This is a genomic window from Leucobacter denitrificans (assembly GCF_014396385.1).
Lineage (GTDB): Bacteria > Actinomycetota > Actinomycetes > Actinomycetales > Microbacteriaceae > Leucobacter > Leucobacter denitrificans.
In genome coordinates this window covers 1,470,382-1,484,994 of record NZ_CP060716.1, presented here as the reverse complement: position 1 = coordinate 1,484,994, position 14,613 = coordinate 1,470,382, and the positions used below count along the sequence as shown (strand labels likewise).

The window sequence follows — 14,613 nt, the reverse complement described above, 5'->3', positions numbered from 1 at the left end:
CACCAGCTTACTGCCGCCCTAACCCAGCACACGGGCCACAAGAGCTTGAGCCGCAGACTGCACCTCGACAAGATGTTCCGCGCCTCTGAACGACTCTGCGTAGATCTTCATTACCGCTTCGGTGCCCGACGGGCGGGCCGCGAACCAAGCGTGCTCGGTTTGCACCTTGAGTCCGCCGATCGCAGCTCCGTTCGGTGCCACCGTCAGCGTTTGAGTGATTGGATCTCCGGCGAGTTCACCATCGGTCACGTCGTCTGCCGAGAGTGCGAGGAGCTTCGCCTTCTGCTCGTCGGTTGCTGGGGCGTCGATGCGCGCGTAGGCGGGTTCGCCGAAGCGATCCACCAGTTTGCGGTACCGCTCTGACGGCGACTCGCCCGTCACCGCTTGAATCTCGGCCGCGAGCAGACACAGCAGAATGCCGTCTTTGTCGGTGCTCCAAGCGCTGCCGTCGAACCGCTGGAACGAAGCGCCAGCGCTCTCTTCGCCGCCGAACACCAGTTCACCAGATGAGAGGCCAGACACGAACCACTTAAACCCAACAGGCACCTCAGCGAGCGACCTCTCGTGGGCGGCTACGACTCGGTCGATCATCGCCGAGGAGACGAGCGTCTTGCCAATGCCCGCAGTGACCGGCCAATCAGGTCGGTGCTCGAGCAGATAGTCGATCGCAACCGCGAGGAAGTGGTTCGGGTTCATGAGCCCGCCGTCGCGTGTCACTATGCCGTGCCGGTCAGCGTCGGCGTCATTGCCGGTGACGATTGCGAACTCGTCGCGGTAGGAATCGATCGTCGACATTACATGTAGGGAGGATGGATCCATGCGGATCTTGCCATCCCAGTCGAGGTGCAGAAACGCGAACTGCGGGTCAACACCTGCCCCGAGCACTGTGAGATCAAGGTTGTAGCGGTCGCGGATCGCCGACCAGTACGCGACGCTCGCCCCACCGAGCGGGTGCGCCGCGATTCGAATACCCGAGTCGCGTATCGCCTCGAGGTTGGTCACATCGGTGAGGGATTCGACGTAGCCACCGAGGAAGTCGTATGCGCCCCGAATCCCCAGAGGGGCTTCACGGTCGGTGACCGTGCGCCACTCGCCGGTCTCGAGCAGCTCGTTTGCGCGGCGCGCGATCCACCCCGTTGCATCTCCGTCAGCGGGGCCGCCATGCGGTGGGTTGTACTTGAATCCTCCGTCGGCAGGCGGGTTGTGACTCGGTGTCACCACGATGCCGTCGGCTCGCTCCGGATCGTTAGTGTCGCGCCCACGATTGTGCGTGAGAATTGCGTGGCTGAGCGCGGGGGTTGGAACGAAGGCCTCATCGCCGGTCCCTGCATTCGTCATCACGTGCACTCCGAGCGAGAGGAGCGCTTCGATTGCCGTGCGCTCGGCCGGGGCCGAGAGTGCGTGCGTGTCCGCTCCGATGAAGAGTGGGCCGCGAATGCCCTGATCCGCACGATATTCGGCGATAGCCGTGCTCATCGCAACGATGTGCGCCTCGTTAAACGACGCGCTCAGTGCCGAGCCGCGGTGGCCAGACGTGCCGAATACAACGCGTTGCGCAGGGACTTCTGGGTCGGGAACGATCTCAACGTATGCGCGTAAGAGTGCTTCGACATCGATGAGGTCTTCAGGGCGCGGGAGCTGGCCGGATCGAGTATCCATGGCACCAGTCTGCCAGGTTCACGCGGAGGGCTTTCGTGCTCTGCTCAAGAGGATCGCTGAAACAGTGAGCTTCGAACCTCTGAGAGGTATGGGTTCTGGGTTCGAGCTTCGGTCACAGTGGTGCGATCCACGTCGGCGATCAGCAGTTCGTCGCCAGCCCGCTGCGCTTGAGCGAGGTGCACCCCGTATGGGTCGGCGATGACGCTCTGACCGACATATGTGAGCTCGCCATCTGGCCCGTGTTGATTTGCGTACGCGACGTAGGTGGCGTTCTCCCAGGCGCGCACCCGAATGAGGTGCTGATTCACGAAGTCGAACGGCTCCATCTGTGCGGTGGGAACCGCGACAAGGTCTGCACCAGCGAGCGCAGCGGTGCGAACTGTTTCGGGAAACTCGACATCGAAACATATGAGCACCGCAACGTTGAAGCCGCGATACTCGACGAGCGTGAGCGGCGAATCGCCGGCCTTGAACTTCGACTGATCGAGGTCACCGTACAGCTGAATCTTGCGGTGACGCGCGAGAACATTCCCGGTTTCGTCTACGAACCAGGCCGCGTTTGCGACGCTCGCTGGTGCGTCGCCCGATGGCTCGAGCCACTCTGGTCCACCAGCAATGATCGCGATCCGGTTCCGTTTTGCAACGTCGCGCACCAACTCCAGCGGTTGCTGCTCTGCCAGCGTGCGAATCCTGTCGCCGATGTTGTAGCCTGTGACGAACATCTCGGGGGTGATGAGCAGATCCACACCCTGCGCCGCGGCCGAACCCGCGGCGGCATCGAGCGCCTGCAGATTCGCCTCCACATCGCCGGGTGTGCTGTGAGCCTGCCACACAGCGATCTTGAGTGTTGAAGCCACGTCAGTCATACCCCTCATGCAAGCACAATTCGCGCGCTTCGGCTATTTCTTCTTCAGCTTGCGCGTGAGCATCTGGATGAGCACAAAGGCGAGGTATGCCGAGAATGCGACGTTGCCCCAGAAGGGGTCGATCCACCCCGCGAGAATCGAACCAAACGGCACGGCCGCGCACGCCGCGACACCGACCCACACCGCGGCGCGAAGGTCGACGTTCTGGCGGCGAACATTGCCGAGGGTTGCAGAGATTGAGCCGGGGATCATCATGAGCAGCGACGTGCCCTTTGCGATGAGGTCGCTCGACCCGAAGAAGAACATCAGCACCGGCACAACCACTACCCCGCCGCCGACGCCGAGAACTCCAGACAGAATGCCCGTAATGAATCCGGTGAGCACGAGAAGCGCGCCCGTCAAGAAGTTGATGGTGATCTCGCTCTCGCGGCTCGGCACAACGAACCAGAGGCTCACAATGACGACCGCGAGAAAGCCCATGAATGACCACTGCACCGCTGAAACGGGAATGCGCGCGAGCAGGTAAGTGCCCAGCTGTGCTCCCGCGATGATTCCTGCGGCAAGTAGTATCGCGGCGACCCAGTCGACGTTTCCTTGAACCGCGTAGCTGGTCGCACCCACGATCGCAGTCGGAAGAATCGCGGCAACCGAAGTGCCCGCCGAGATTTTCTGCGGCATCGACAGCCAGAGGGCAAGCGCAGGAACGATGATGGTGCCGCCACCGATGCCGAAGAGCCCTGAGAGCAAGCCGCCGGCGACGCCTACGAGGAGGAGGGAAATGGCGCTCGGGCGCACTGAATCTGTCATGCGAAACTTTCTCGTTGCGAGGTTAGAAGACAATTGCCGAACCGTCGGAGCGCGGGTCGCTGCTTGCATCGACGTTGTCATCTGCGATGCGAATGAGGTTTGAGTGACCGAGGTCTTCGCTGTGATCGGGCACGATGTTCACAGTGAAACCGGCTTGCTCAAGGGCGAGCCTGGTCTCCTCGGTGACTCCTTCTTCGACGGTCACCGAGGGTGGGTTATCGCCGCGGCGTTCGTCCACTATCCACCTGGGCGTGTGAGTCGCCTCGCTCGGCGTGGCCCCGCTCACAGAGCGCACGAGCAGTTGGGTGTGGATCTGCGGCTGCGCCGCCCCACCCATCGTCGCCGGCACCCACGCCAGGTCGCTGCCACGCAGCACCAGCACGGGCATGAGTGTGTGCCTCGGGCGCTTGCCCGGGGCGAACGCATTCGGTGAGGTGGGATCGAGCGAGAACGAAGTTCCACGGTTCTGAAAAATAATGCCGGTTTCGGGCTCGAGAATGTGAGCGCCAAAACCCCAGTACACCGAGTTGATGAGCGAGACCGCCCAGCCGTCAGCACTCGCTGCCGATAGGCCGACGGTATCGCCGCTCGCCTTCGGGAGGCCTCGAGTTGTGAGTCCGCTCGCATCCATCTCTACGAGTTCAGGGCCGCACGCGCCACCCATGCGCGGGTCAGCAAGCGACGCCGCGCGCACAATGTTTGCATCATCGAACGCTCGGGCGAGTTCTCCCGCTCCAGTGCCGAGTGGATCCTCTATTCCGGGGCTGCCGCCCGTGCCGTTGATGGCATTCAGTGCTCGCAGCAGCATGAAGCCGGAGGTGTTTGGTGGCCCAGTGAGTACTCGAAGGTCGCCAAACTCGCCCTCGAGCGGTTCGCCCCAATACGCTGAATAGTCGATCGCATCCTGCAGCGTGATCTTCGAACCGAGCTTTTGCAGTCCGGCGATCCACTTCACCGCGGTGCGACCCTCGTAGAACTCACCCGAGCCATACTCGGCGACACGACGAAGGGTCTCTGCGAGCGCCGGCTGTCTGAGCGTTTCACCCTTAGCGACAGGCTTGCCGTCGGGGTAGAAGACGGCCGCGGCACCTGGGTCTTGCTCGAGCGTTACGCGGTCATCGATGAGGGCATTGGCCACTGAGCGAGAGTTCGGAAACCCTTCGGAGGCGTGACGAATCGCGTGCTCGAAGTGATCTGCCCAGCTGCGCGTAGCCCCGTATTCGTGCAGCGAATTCCAGCCGCAGACACCACCCGGCACCGTGACTGTGTCGATGCCGCGCAGGGGCAACTGGTCACCGTGTGTGGATCGCAACGCCTCCAGTGTCTGCGCCTGAGGAGCGGCGCCCGTCGCGTTCAAGAAGCGAACTCTGCCGTCTGGGCTGCGCACGAGCGCGACGAGGTCACCGCCCAGCGCGACGTTGTTTGGGTACACAACACAGAGCGTCGCTGCAGCAGCGAGTGCGGCATCAACGGCGTTGCCACCAGCACGCATCGCGGCGGCACCGGCTTCGGTCGCGAGGTGATGAGAGGTCGAGATGGCGCTCTGGCCCGACGCGATGACGGACATTCTTGTCAGCTCTCCCCTCTGAGTTGCTTTGTGTGGTGCGCGTTACTGCGGTTCGAGCCCGAGGTCTTCAAGGCCGATGGCGAAGCGGTACTCGTACCCTGCTTCTTCGATGCGGGCTTTGGCGGGCGCCTGGCGATCCACCACGACGGCGACGCCGGCAATCTCAGCCCCAACCTTCTTGAGTGCCTCGATCGCCTTGAGTGGAGATCCGCCAGTTGTCGACGTGTCTTCGACGACGATAACGCGCTTGCCGTTGAGGTCAGGCCCCTCGACCTGGCGGCCGCGCCCATGGTCTTTTGGTTCTTTGCGCACAACGAACGAGTCGTACGTCTTGCCGCGCGCGACGCCCTGGTGCATGATTGCTGATGCAATGGGGTCGGCACCCATCGTGAGGCCGCCAACAGCGACGACACCGTCGACGTCTTCGATGAGGTCGAGCATGACCTGCCCGATGAGCGGTGCGGCGCGGTGATCGAGCGACAGCTTGCGCAGATCGATGTAGTACGTCGCCTTCTTGCCGCTCGTGAGCGTGAAATCGCCGTGGAACACAGCTTCTGACTTGATGAGTTCGATGAGCTGTTCGCGCGCGGTAGTCATGAATTCGATTCTACCGTCGTCCACATCGGGCATCTGGTGACTTTCCCATGGGAGGGCCTGTGGAGTACGGCGGCAGTAACTATTAGGAGTGCCAGGCTGGATTCATGAAGGGCGAGATCATGAATCTAGACAGACTAGACAGAATTGATTTGTCGGCGTACTCTGCGTGCATGGGAACATGGCAGGTACAGGCTGGAAAACAGCGGTTCAGCGAACTGCTGCGTGCCGCAGAGGGCGGCGAGCCGCAGTTCATTACGAGGCATGGAAAGCCTGTCGCGGTTGTGGTGGATATTGAAGATTACCGACGAACGCATGAAACACAACAGAGTTTCGCGGAGTACCTTCTCACGCTCGAGGGCGCCCTAGCTGAAGGTGATGAACTGGAGATTTCGCCCCGGACTGCTGAGCCAGAGTACTGGGCGAAGGTTGACAACTTGTTTCGTGATGGCGACTAAAGATGTACCTCATTGACACGAACGTGCTCTCAGAACTTACGAAGCCCCGGCCAAATTTAGGGGTAAAGAACTGGGTTGTGGATCAGCCCGACATGTATGTCAGCGTACTCACGCTTGGCGAAATAGGTCGGGGTGCTCAGGCGTTGCGGAAGCGCGACGATCGTCGTGCGGAGCGGATTGCAGCATGGCTTGAAGGAGTTCGTCGTGACTTCATGACACGCGTTCTCCCAATTGATGAGCGAGTGATTGATTCCTGGGTCACACTCCCAACGATGCGGACTTTGCCTACTATTGACGGGCTTATCGCGGCGACTGCAGCCGCGCACGATCTCACAGTTGTGACTCGAAATACTGCTGAGTTCAGTGACCTGGGCGTGCGATTGCTCAATCCGTTTGCTGACTGAGGCTCGGGTAGTAACCGCGGCATAGGATGAGCGTGTGGATAAGGCAGGTGCGCTCGTAGACCAAGAGCAGCTTGTTGCGCTCGTTCGCCTATTCGAGCATGGCACCGTGGCCGTGCTGACGGGTGCAGGAATCAGCACCGATTCCGGCATCCCCGACTACCGAGGCGAGGGGAGTCCACCGAGGAATCCCATGAACATCGCACAGTTTCGTGACGACGAACAGTACCGCAAACGATTCTGGGCAGGTGCACGCATCGGGCAGAACCGTATGCTCAAAGTCATGCCGAACGCGGGGCACAAGGCGCTCGCGAGACTCGAAGCGGCCGGGCGTATTGACGGCGTGATCACGCAGAACGTTGACGGTCTGCACGCAAAATCGGGGTCGCGCAAGGTCGTGGAACTCCACGGCGGTGGCAGTGTTATTCGCTGCGTCGAATGTGACTCTCGCTGGAACCGGACCAAGGTCTTGGAATGGTTCGACGAATTGAATCCCGGTTTGGCCGAACGTAACTCGTCTGCGGAAGTGGCGCCCGATGGCGATGCGATCGTTTCTGAGGTCGACACGGTTGTCGTGCCCGAATGCCACGTGTGCGGTGGGGTACTTCGACCGAATGTCGTGTACTTCGGTGAGACAGTGCCCGTTCAAGTCTTCGATGAGGCCGCACACTTGGTGAGTGAGGCAGAAGCGTTCCTCGTCGCGGGCTCCTCGCTCGCAGTCAACACGGGAATCAGGCTCGTGTTTCGTGCTGAGCAGCGCGGGATCCCGATAGCTGCCATCAACCGAGGGCACACCGCGCTCGACCTGCGTTCGAGCCTTGCGCTTCGCATAGAGGGCGGCACGACCGAGACGCTCGTCGCGCTCGCCGATGCACTCGGGGCGTAACCTGCTTCTCTAGTGGGTCGCCAGCAATACCGCCGAGCTAGCATGACGAAGCGTAAAGCGTGGTTCAGAGTGAGTGGCTAGCATCTTGGATGTGCGCGAACGAAAACGACGACTCTGGCATGAGACACCCTGGGATGGTGTTCCGGGCTTCTGGGCCGCCTGGCGAAGGCTCTTTTATCAGTTCGAGGGATCCGCTCAACTCGGCGACCGCAATGAACCCGCCTACATCATGCCCGAGAACCCGAAGTGCCCAGTATGTGGGGCACCCATGAAAGAGCACCGAGTCGAACGGGGTGGACCGGGTAAGCCGACCCACCTCAAGTGCCCGCCTGCGGAAGTGTCAGCAACCTAGTCCGTAACGCAGAAATCCGAGTCAAAGTCTGCGACTAAACCCTAGGGCTTAGCAACAAACTTTGACTCGGATCCTGTGTCTGAGTGGCTACCTACTCGACGACGACGATCAAGTCGCCGGCTTCGACACCTCGGGTGCCGTCGAACGCGATGCGCTGCACCGTGCCTGCGACTGGAGAGGTGATCGCAGCCTCCATCTTCATTGCTTCGATCGTGCCGATTGCCTGGCCTGCCTCAACCTGATCGCCCGCAGCGACCTTGACGGTGACGGTGCCAGAGAACGGAGCCGCAACCTGGCCCGGAACCGTACGGTCAGCCTTCTCTGCAGCAACCACGGTGACCTTGATGCTCTCGTCTTTCACAAAGACGGGGCGGAGCTGGCCGTTGACGCGCACCATGACGGTGCGCACACCCTTCTCGTCTGCCTCGCCAATTGCTTCGAGTCCAACGTAGAGTCGCACACCCTTCGAGAGGTCGATCGCGTGCTCCGCACTCGTCTCGAGTCCGTAGAGGTAGTCGCCGGTGTCAACGACCGAGAGGTCTCCGAACTGTTCGCGAACTGCCTCGAACTGCTTCGTCGGTGCCGGGAAGAGCAGGCGATTCAGTGTGGATCGGCGCTCCTGACTTGATCCTTCGAGTCGTGCCGAGTCCTCATCCGAAACCGGCGCGACCTCGATCGATACGTCGCGGCCCGCGAGCACCTTCGAGCGGAACGGCTCAGGCCATCCACCAGGAATGTCGCCGAGCTCTCCCGCGAGGAAGCCAACAACCGACTGTGGAACGTCGTAGCGTTCTGGGTTCGCTTCGAAGTCTGCGGGATCAGCGTCAACTGCAGCAAGATGTAGTGCGAGGTCGCCGACCACCTTCGATGACGGCGTTACCTTCGGCAGGCGGCCGAGGATACGATCCGCTGCCGCGTACATGTCTTCGATCTTCTCGAAGTTCTCAGAGAGCCCAAGTGCGATCGCCTGCTGGCGCAGGTTCGACAGCTGACCGCCCGGGATCTCGTGCGTATACACGCGGCCCGTCGGCGAAGGGAGCCCTGATTCGAACGGCTTGTACAGGGTGCGCACGGCATCCCAGTATGGCTCGAGCTCGTACACGGCATCTGGGTTGATGCCGGTGTCGCGCTCGGTGTGAGACAGAGCGGCCACGAGTGCGGAGAGGGATGGCTGGCTCGTCGTGCCAGACATCGGTGCCGAAGCTGCATCAACCGCGTCGACGCCTGCGGTCGAGGCTGCGAGCAGTGTCGCGAGCTGACCACCCGGAGTGTCGTGCGTGTGCAAGTGCACCGGCAGGTCGAAACGCTCGCGCAGAGCGGTAACAAGCTTTGCGGCAGCGGCTGGGCGCAGCAGACCCGCCATATCCTTGATACCAAGAATGTGGGCACCCGACTCAACGATCCGCTCAGCAAGACCGAGGTAGTAGTCAAGCGTGAACTTGTCCTCGTTAGGGCTCAGCAGGTCACCGGTGTAGCAGAACGCGACCTCGGCGACAGCGGTGCCGGTCTCGCGCACGGCGTCGATTGCGACGCGCATCTGGTTTACATCGTTCAGGGCGTCGAAGATGCGGAACACGTCAACACCGGTCGCCGCGGCCTCGCGCACGAATGCCTGCGCAACCTTCGGCGGGTACGGGGTGTAGCCCACGGTGTTCTGGCCGCGAAGCAGCATCTGGATCGGCACGTTCGGCAGCGCCTCACGCATGCCCGCCAGGCGCTCCCACGGGTCCTCGCCAAGGAAGCGAAGCGCGACGTCGTAGGTCGCGCCGCCCCACGCCTCAACCGAGAAGAGCTCGGGGGTGAGTCGTGCAACGTGCGGAGCGACCGCGAGGAGATCTCGCGAGCGCACGCGCGTCGCAAGTAGTGACTGGTGGGCATCACGGAACGTGGTCTCGGTTACAGCGAGCGCATTCTGCTCACGGAGCGCCTTCGCGAATCCCTCAGGTCCGAGCTCAAGCAGACGCTGCTTGCCACCAGCAGGGGCTGGGGTGAGGAGATCGACCTCTGGAAGCTTCACCTGCGGATCGATCTGCTGCGGGCGCGGACCATTTGGCTGGTTCACGGTGACGTTCGCGAGGTGCTGGAGGAGGCGCGTCGCGCGATCCTTCGGTTTGTTGAGCGACAGCAGCTCCGGACGCTCCCCGATAAATGCAGTCGAAACGTCGCCCGCGCGGAAGTCAGCGTCGTCAAGCACCGACTGGAGGAACGGAATGTTCGTTGCGACGCCGCGAATACGGAACTCTGCGAGGGCGCGGCGGGCACGCACCACAGCATCTTCAAACGAGCGGCCGCGGCAGGTGAGCTTCGCGAGCATCGAGTCGAAGTGCGGGCTGATGTACGCGCCTGGGTTGATCGTGCCGCCATCGAGGCGTACGCCGCCGCCACCCGGTGAACGGTACGCGGTGATGCGGCCAAGGTCTGGGCGGAATCCGTTCTCCGGATCCTCGGTGGTGATACGGCACTGAAGCGCCGCACCGTGCATCTGGATCTTGTCTTGGGTCAGCCCGAGCTCTTCGAGGGTTGCGCCCGCCGCGATACGCATCTGTGCCTGCACGAGATCCACATCAGTGATCTCTTCGGTCACGGTGTGCTCGACCTGAATACGGGGGTTCATCTCGATGAAGACGTGCTCGCCAGCGCGTGCACCCTCGGTGTCGAGAAGGAACTCAACGGTTCCGGCGTTCGCGTACCCGATCGACTTCGCGAATGCGATCGCGTCGCTCGTGAGTGCGTCGCGCTGCGCCTGCGTGAGGTTCGGTGCTGGTGCGATCTCAACGACCTTCTGGTGGCGGCGCTGCACCGAGCAGTCACGCTCGAACAGGTGCACCGCCTCGCCGGTGTTATCTGCGAGCACCTGCACCTCGATGTGGCGCGGGCGCAGTACTGCCTGCTCGATGAACATGGTGGGATCACCGAACGCGCTATCGGCCTCGCGCATCGCGCTCTCGAGCGCCTCGCGCAGGTCTTCGGCGCGCTCGACACGGCGCATACCGCGACCGCCGCCACCGGCGACTGCCTTAGCGAACAGTGGGTATCCGATTTCGTTGCCGCCGGCAATGAGCGCTTCGATGTCGGTTGATGGCGGGGTGGACTTCAGAACGGGAACGCCAGCGGCAATCGCGTGCTCTTTCGCCGCGACTTTGTTGCCTGCCATCTCGAGCGCGAGGCGGCCGGGGCCGATGAAGGTGATGCCCTCGGCGTCTGCTGCCGCGGCAAGCTCAGGGTTCTCAGAGAGGAAACCATAGCCCGGGTAAATAGCGTCTGCGCCAGACTCCTTGGCGACGCGAATAATCTCGGCAATATCGAGGTATGCCCGAACGGGGTGGCCCTCCGTGCCGATGAGGTAGGCCTCGTCGGCCTTCAGACGGTGCAGCGAATTGCGATCTTCGAAGGGATATACCGCAACGGTACGAGCCCCAAGCTCGGTAGCCGCTCGAAAGGCGCGAATCGCGATTTCACCGCGGTTTGCAACCAGAATCTTCTTAAACATCTTCATGGTGTCTCTCCCTTGAGTGGCCGGGTTGCTGGCCAGAGATGGGTGCTGCCGGTAGGCGTGACACAGGTAGTGTCGTGGATCGGCTCGCAGTGACGAGGCTCGGACCCCGACCCAGGATAGCCGAGAATATGTGCTTCCATACGCATATTTAGTTCGACGTCAAGATTGTTATCTCATTCGCCACGTGCGATTCGGGTCATTTCCTCGCGTGGAACAACCTTCACCCGAGTGCGCCCATCAGCCGCGCCGAGCGCGAGTTCGTGCTCATCGAGGCGGTGCCACCCATCGAGGTTGGTAAACGGTACCCCGCGTGACTCTAGCAGTGCGACAACAGCCTCACCGTCGGGATGCTCTGGTTTCCACCAGGTATCTGCGTCCTCCATGAGGCACTCCAGCGTTTCCATAGCGTCAGATTTTGTGTGACCGATAAGCCCGACGGGGCCTCGCTTGATCCACCCAGTTGCGTAAATGCCGGGAATGTAGATGCCCGACTCGTCGACAACGCGACCCTGCTCGTTGGGAATAACGCCGTGCACGTCGTCAAACGGAATTTCATCGAGCGGTGAGCCAAAGTAACCGATTGCGCGGTAGAGCGATTGCATCGGAATGACCTCGAACTCGCCGGTGTCAACGACGCCACCCTTACCGTCGGGCGCTGTACGTTCGATCTTCAGGCCAGCGACGCGACCGTCTTCAACGACAACCTCAACCGGCTTCGACCAGAAGTGCAGGTGCAATCTGCGCGAGGCGGGCTGCACCTCACCGGATTCGCGCGCACGCTGGTCCTCGCGCCACTTGTTCATGATGCGGTTGATCACGACGACCTGCTTGTTCTTCGTGAGCACTTCTTCGGCGTGCGCATCTGGAATGTCGAAGTCTCGCTCGTTGATGACCATATCGACGTCGCGCACTTCGCCGAGTTCGCGAAGCTCAAGCGGCGTGAACTTTACATACGACGGGCCTCGGCGGCCGAAAAGGTGCAGTTCTTCGATCGGGTTTGCTGCGAGTCCCTTATATACGTTGTCGGGAATCTCAGTTGGGAGCAGATCGTCTGCGTGCTTGATGAGCATGCGAGAAATGTCGAGCGCGACGTTGCCGTTGCCGATGACTCCAACCGAGCGGGCCTCAAGTGGCCAGGTGCGTGGCACGTCTGGGTGGCCGTCGAACCAGCTGACGAAGTCGGCGGCGCCGTATGAGGATTCGGCGTCGATACCGGGGATGTCGAGGAAGGCATCGCGGATCGCGCCGGTCGAGAAAATCACCGCGTTGTAGTGCTGTTTGAGGTCTGCGAGCGTGAGATCTTCACCGTAGCGAACGTTGCCAAAGAAGCGGATCGTGCCGCTATCGAGCACATCGCGTAGTGCGTTGATGATGCCCTTGATGCGGGGATGGTCTGGCGAAACGCCGTAGCGCACAAGCCCGTAGGGGGCAGGAAGCTGTTCGAAAAGGTCAATTTCGACCTCGAAATCTCGTTCCGCTTTCAGCAGCAGGTCCGCAGCATAGATTCCCGCGGGTCCGGCCCCTACAATCGCTAAACGCATCTTGCTCATTCCCCCAGAATTACCCTTCTCTCGAGACGATTGATTCTGCCAGGCGCTCAAGCGCGCGCTTCACTGGCGATTTTGGCAGCACACTGAGCGCTGCAACTGCGTCGTCCGCCCACTGTCGTGCCGTTGCCTCTGTTTCACGCGTCACTTGGTGCGCGTAGAGTGCGTCAACCTCAGGATCCATCACCTGAAGGTCCGCACCCTCCGCGATCGCAGCGATACCTGCGTCGATTCGTGTGATCAGTTCAGTGGCCTCTGCGTCGCCCGATTCGGCCCGCGACCTGAGCAAAAGCAGTGGCAATGTTGCGACACCGGCCCGCAGGTCAGTCCCTGCGCGCTTTCCGGTGCGCTTCTTGTCGGGCGAGAGATCGATGACGTCATCGATGAGTTGGAATGCAACGCCGATCTTCTCGCCGTACTCAGTTACCGCGTCAGCAAACTCTTCCGATCCACCGCCGAACATGACGCCCATGCGCGCTGCCGTCGAGATGAGCGCACCGGTTTTGTCGGCGAGCACCTGAATGTAGCGCGCGATGGGTTCGTCGCCGGGCTGAGGGCCGACCGTTTCGTGCAGCTGCCCTAGGCACAAGCGCTCAAATGTCTGAGCCTGCAGCAAGATAGCCGCCTCGCCCATTCCTGAAACGAGTGACGATGCACGCGCGAACAACAGGTCACCAGCGAGGATTGCAACTGAGTTGGACCAAACCACCTGCGCAGATGGTACTCCTCGTCGCAGGTTCGCATCGTCCATCACATCGTCGTGATACAACGACGCGAGGTGGGTCATCTCGATCGCTTGCGCTGCGCGTCGAACCATCTCGTTGGGGCCATCGCCGAGCTGGCTCGAGATGAGTGTGAGTAGCGGGCGGATCCGCTTGCCGCCAGCAGCCGCGAGGTACCGTGCGGGTGCGTCGGCGATCGGCGAAGCAAACCTCAGGTGCTCGACCAGGCCTTCTTCGACAAGGTCAAGTTCTTGCTGCAGCTGCTTCACGAGACGCCGGTCTTCAGCACTGCGAAACAGTCGAAGTGGAAGCGCCTGCGTTGTTGTGTCTGCGGCCAATGGGCGGATCATTTGTCAGTACCCTTGCTCGCCGGGGTGGATGTCTTTGTTGCTGGCTTCTTCGCGGTTGGAGGCTTCTTTGTGGCCGGTGTTGCCTTTGGAGTTGGCGCAGACTTCGGCTCCTTCTTCGGGGCTGCTGGTTTCTTGCGAGCTGCCGTAGACGTGGTCACCGGAGCGCTTGGAACAAAACCACGGTGCAGCGCAACGATTCCAAGGCTGAGGTTGCGATAGGCCACGCGCTCGAGCCCTGCCTCACGCAGCCACTTCGCCAATTCTTCTTGCGTCGGCCAAGCTTCGATCGACTCATTCAAGTACTTGTAGGCCTCGGCCGCGTCACGGTTGATGAGCGCGGCAACCCGCGGCAGCACGTGCCTGTTGTACTTGGTGTATGCCCAGTTCACCGCATCTGACGAGGGGCGCGAGAACTCTGCAATGACGATTCGCCCGCCCGGCTTTACGACTCGCACCATTTCGGCGATCGCCTGTTTCGGATCAGACACGTTGCGGAGCCCGTACGAAATTGTTGCTGCGTCGAAGCTGTCGTCGTCGAATGGAAGCTTGGTCGCGTCGGCGAAGACGAACTCGATGAGGTCGTTGTCGGCGTTGCGCTTGCGGCCCTCGGCGAGCATGCCTTCGGAGAAGTCTGCAGCGATGACGTGTGCTCCGTGTGCCGCAATCGCGGCCGAAGAAGTGCCGGTGCCAGCGGCGATGTCGAGCACTCGCATGCCCTTGCGTGGAGCGATCGCCCGAGTAGTGGCGATGCGCCACAGGCGGGAGTTGCCCGCCGAGAGTACGTCATTCAGCAGGTCGTACCTGGGGGAGACCTCATCGAACATCGCAGATACTTCCGTCGCGTTCTTGGTCTCGGTATCGGGTCGAGTCACTGTTCCATCGTAGCCGGTTGTTCATCTGTGAACGCT

13 protein-coding genes are annotated in these 14,613 nt (G+C 61.5%); 4 read left to right on the top strand and 9 right to left on the bottom strand.

Going from position 1 to position 14,613, the window contains the following annotated elements; genetic code table 11:
- Window positions 1–18: 18 nt before the first annotated feature.
- From H9L06_RS07145 to pyrE, 5 genes are read right to left on the bottom strand one after another with little or no spacing between them, the layout of a single operon-like run.
- Window positions 19–1,659: a phosphohexomutase domain-containing protein gene (locus H9L06_RS07145; protein WP_187554552.1), complete on the bottom strand. Its 1,641-nt coding sequence runs from the start codon at window positions 1,657–1,659 to the stop codon at window positions 19–21.
- Between the two features lie 44 nt (window positions 1,660–1,703).
- Window positions 1,704–2,525 (bottom strand): carbon-nitrogen hydrolase family protein, encoded by an 822-nt coding sequence (locus H9L06_RS07140; protein ID WP_187554551.1) that lies wholly within the window; start codon window positions 2,523–2,525, stop codon window positions 1,704–1,706.
- Window positions 2,526–2,558: 33 nt separating this feature from the next.
- A complete protein-coding gene (locus H9L06_RS07135; protein ID WP_187554550.1) occupies window positions 2,559–3,332 on the bottom strand; it encodes a sulfite exporter TauE/SafE family protein in 774 nt (257 codons plus the stop codon).
- A gap of 22 nt (window positions 3,333–3,354) precedes the next feature.
- Complete coding sequence (locus tag H9L06_RS07130; RefSeq protein WP_187554549.1) at window positions 3,355–4,899, bottom strand: gamma-glutamyltransferase family protein; 1,545 nt, start codon at window positions 4,897–4,899, stop codon at window positions 3,355–3,357.
- Window positions 4,900–4,941: 42 nt separating this feature from the next.
- Window positions 4,942–5,496, bottom strand: a complete 555-nt coding sequence (pyrE, locus tag H9L06_RS07125; protein ID WP_187554548.1) for an orotate phosphoribosyltransferase — start codon at window positions 5,494–5,496, stop codon at window positions 4,942–4,944.
- 104 nt (window positions 5,497–5,600) lie between these two features.
- On the opposite strand from pyrE, the gene H9L06_RS07120 reads away from it, so the two are divergent.
- The 4 genes from H9L06_RS07120 to H9L06_RS07105 all read left to right on the top strand — a co-directional run bounded on the left by H9L06_RS07120 (window position 5,601) and on the right by H9L06_RS07105 (window position 7,590).
- Window positions 5,601–5,951: a type II toxin-antitoxin system Phd/YefM family antitoxin gene (locus H9L06_RS07120; protein WP_246454296.1), complete on the top strand. Its 351-nt coding sequence runs from the start codon at window positions 5,601–5,603 to the stop codon at window positions 5,949–5,951.
- A gap of 2 nt (window positions 5,952–5,953) precedes the next feature.
- Window positions 5,954–6,355, top strand: a complete 402-nt coding sequence (locus H9L06_RS07115; RefSeq protein WP_187554547.1) for a type II toxin-antitoxin system VapC family toxin — start codon at window positions 5,954–5,956, stop codon at window positions 6,353–6,355.
- Window positions 6,356–6,389: 34 nt separating this feature from the next.
- Window positions 6,390–7,238 carry a Sir2 family NAD-dependent protein deacetylase gene (locus H9L06_RS07110; protein WP_187554546.1) on the top strand — a complete coding sequence of 283 codons (849 nt, stop codon included), beginning with the start codon at window positions 6,390–6,392 and terminating at the stop codon, window positions 7,236–7,238.
- 91 nt (window positions 7,239–7,329) lie between these two features.
- Window positions 7,330–7,590, top strand: a complete 261-nt coding sequence (locus tag H9L06_RS07105; RefSeq protein ID WP_187554545.1) for a hypothetical protein — start codon at window positions 7,330–7,332, stop codon at window positions 7,588–7,590.
- 91 nt (window positions 7,591–7,681) lie between these two features.
- Here the strand turns inward: H9L06_RS07105 and H9L06_RS07100 are convergent, their stop codons facing one another.
- The 4 genes from H9L06_RS07100 to ubiE form a co-directional block, all read right to left on the bottom strand.
- On the bottom strand, window positions 7,682–11,080 hold the full coding sequence (locus H9L06_RS07100; RefSeq protein WP_187556413.1) for a pyruvate carboxylase: 3,399 nt from the start codon (window positions 11,078–11,080) through the stop codon (window positions 7,682–7,684).
- A 179-nt stretch (window positions 11,081–11,259) separates the two neighbouring features.
- Window positions 11,260–12,636 (bottom strand): FAD-dependent oxidoreductase, encoded by a 1,377-nt coding sequence (locus H9L06_RS07095; RefSeq protein WP_187554544.1) that lies wholly within the window; start codon window positions 12,634–12,636, stop codon window positions 11,260–11,262.
- Window positions 12,637–12,646: 10 nt separating this feature from the next.
- Entirely contained in the window at window positions 12,647–13,705 is a 1,059-nt protein-coding gene (locus H9L06_RS07090; RefSeq protein WP_187554543.1) for a polyprenyl synthetase family protein, read from the bottom strand.
- Window positions 13,702–14,577: a bifunctional demethylmenaquinone methyltransferase/2-methoxy-6-polyprenyl-1,4-benzoquinol methylase UbiE gene (ubiE, locus tag H9L06_RS07085; protein ID WP_246454295.1), complete on the bottom strand. Its 876-nt coding sequence runs from the start codon at window positions 14,575–14,577 to the stop codon at window positions 13,702–13,704. Before ubiE ends, H9L06_RS07090 begins: the two co-directional genes overlap by 4 nt.
- Window positions 14,578–14,613: the final 36 nt, after the last annotated feature.

Coding starts and splice junctions, on each gene's coding strand:
- H9L06_RS07145 (WP_187554552.1), bottom strand. CDS start 1,659: ATGGATACTCGATCCGGCCAGCTCCCGCGCCCTGAAGACCTCATCGAT.
- H9L06_RS07140 (WP_187554551.1), bottom strand. CDS start 2,525: ATGACTGACGTGGCTTCAACACTCAAGATCGCTGTGTGGCAGGCTCAC.
- H9L06_RS07135 (WP_187554550.1), bottom strand. CDS start 3,332: ATGACAGATTCAGTGCGCCCGAGCGCCATTTCCCTCCTCCTCGTAGGC.
- H9L06_RS07130 (WP_187554549.1), bottom strand. CDS start 4,899: ATGTCCGTCATCGCGTCGGGCCAGAGCGCCATCTCGACCTCTCATCAC.
- pyrE (WP_187554548.1), bottom strand. CDS start 5,496: ATGACTACCGCGCGCGAACAGCTCATCGAACTCATCAAGTCAGAAGCT.
- H9L06_RS07120 (WP_246454296.1), top strand. CDS start 5,601: ATGAAGGGCGAGATCATGAATCTAGACAGACTAGACAGAATTGATTTG.
- H9L06_RS07115 (WP_187554547.1), top strand. CDS start 5,954: ATGTACCTCATTGACACGAACGTGCTCTCAGAACTTACGAAGCCCCGG.
- H9L06_RS07100 (WP_187556413.1), bottom strand. CDS start 11,080: ATGTTTAAGAAGATTCTGGTTGCAAACCGCGGTGAAATCGCGATTCGC.
- H9L06_RS07095 (WP_187554544.1), bottom strand. CDS start 12,636: ATGAGCAAGATGCGTTTAGCGATTGTAGGGGCCGGACCCGCGGGAATC.
- H9L06_RS07090 (WP_187554543.1), bottom strand. CDS start 13,705: ATGATCCGCCCATTGGCCGCAGACACAACAACGCAGGCGCTTCCACTT.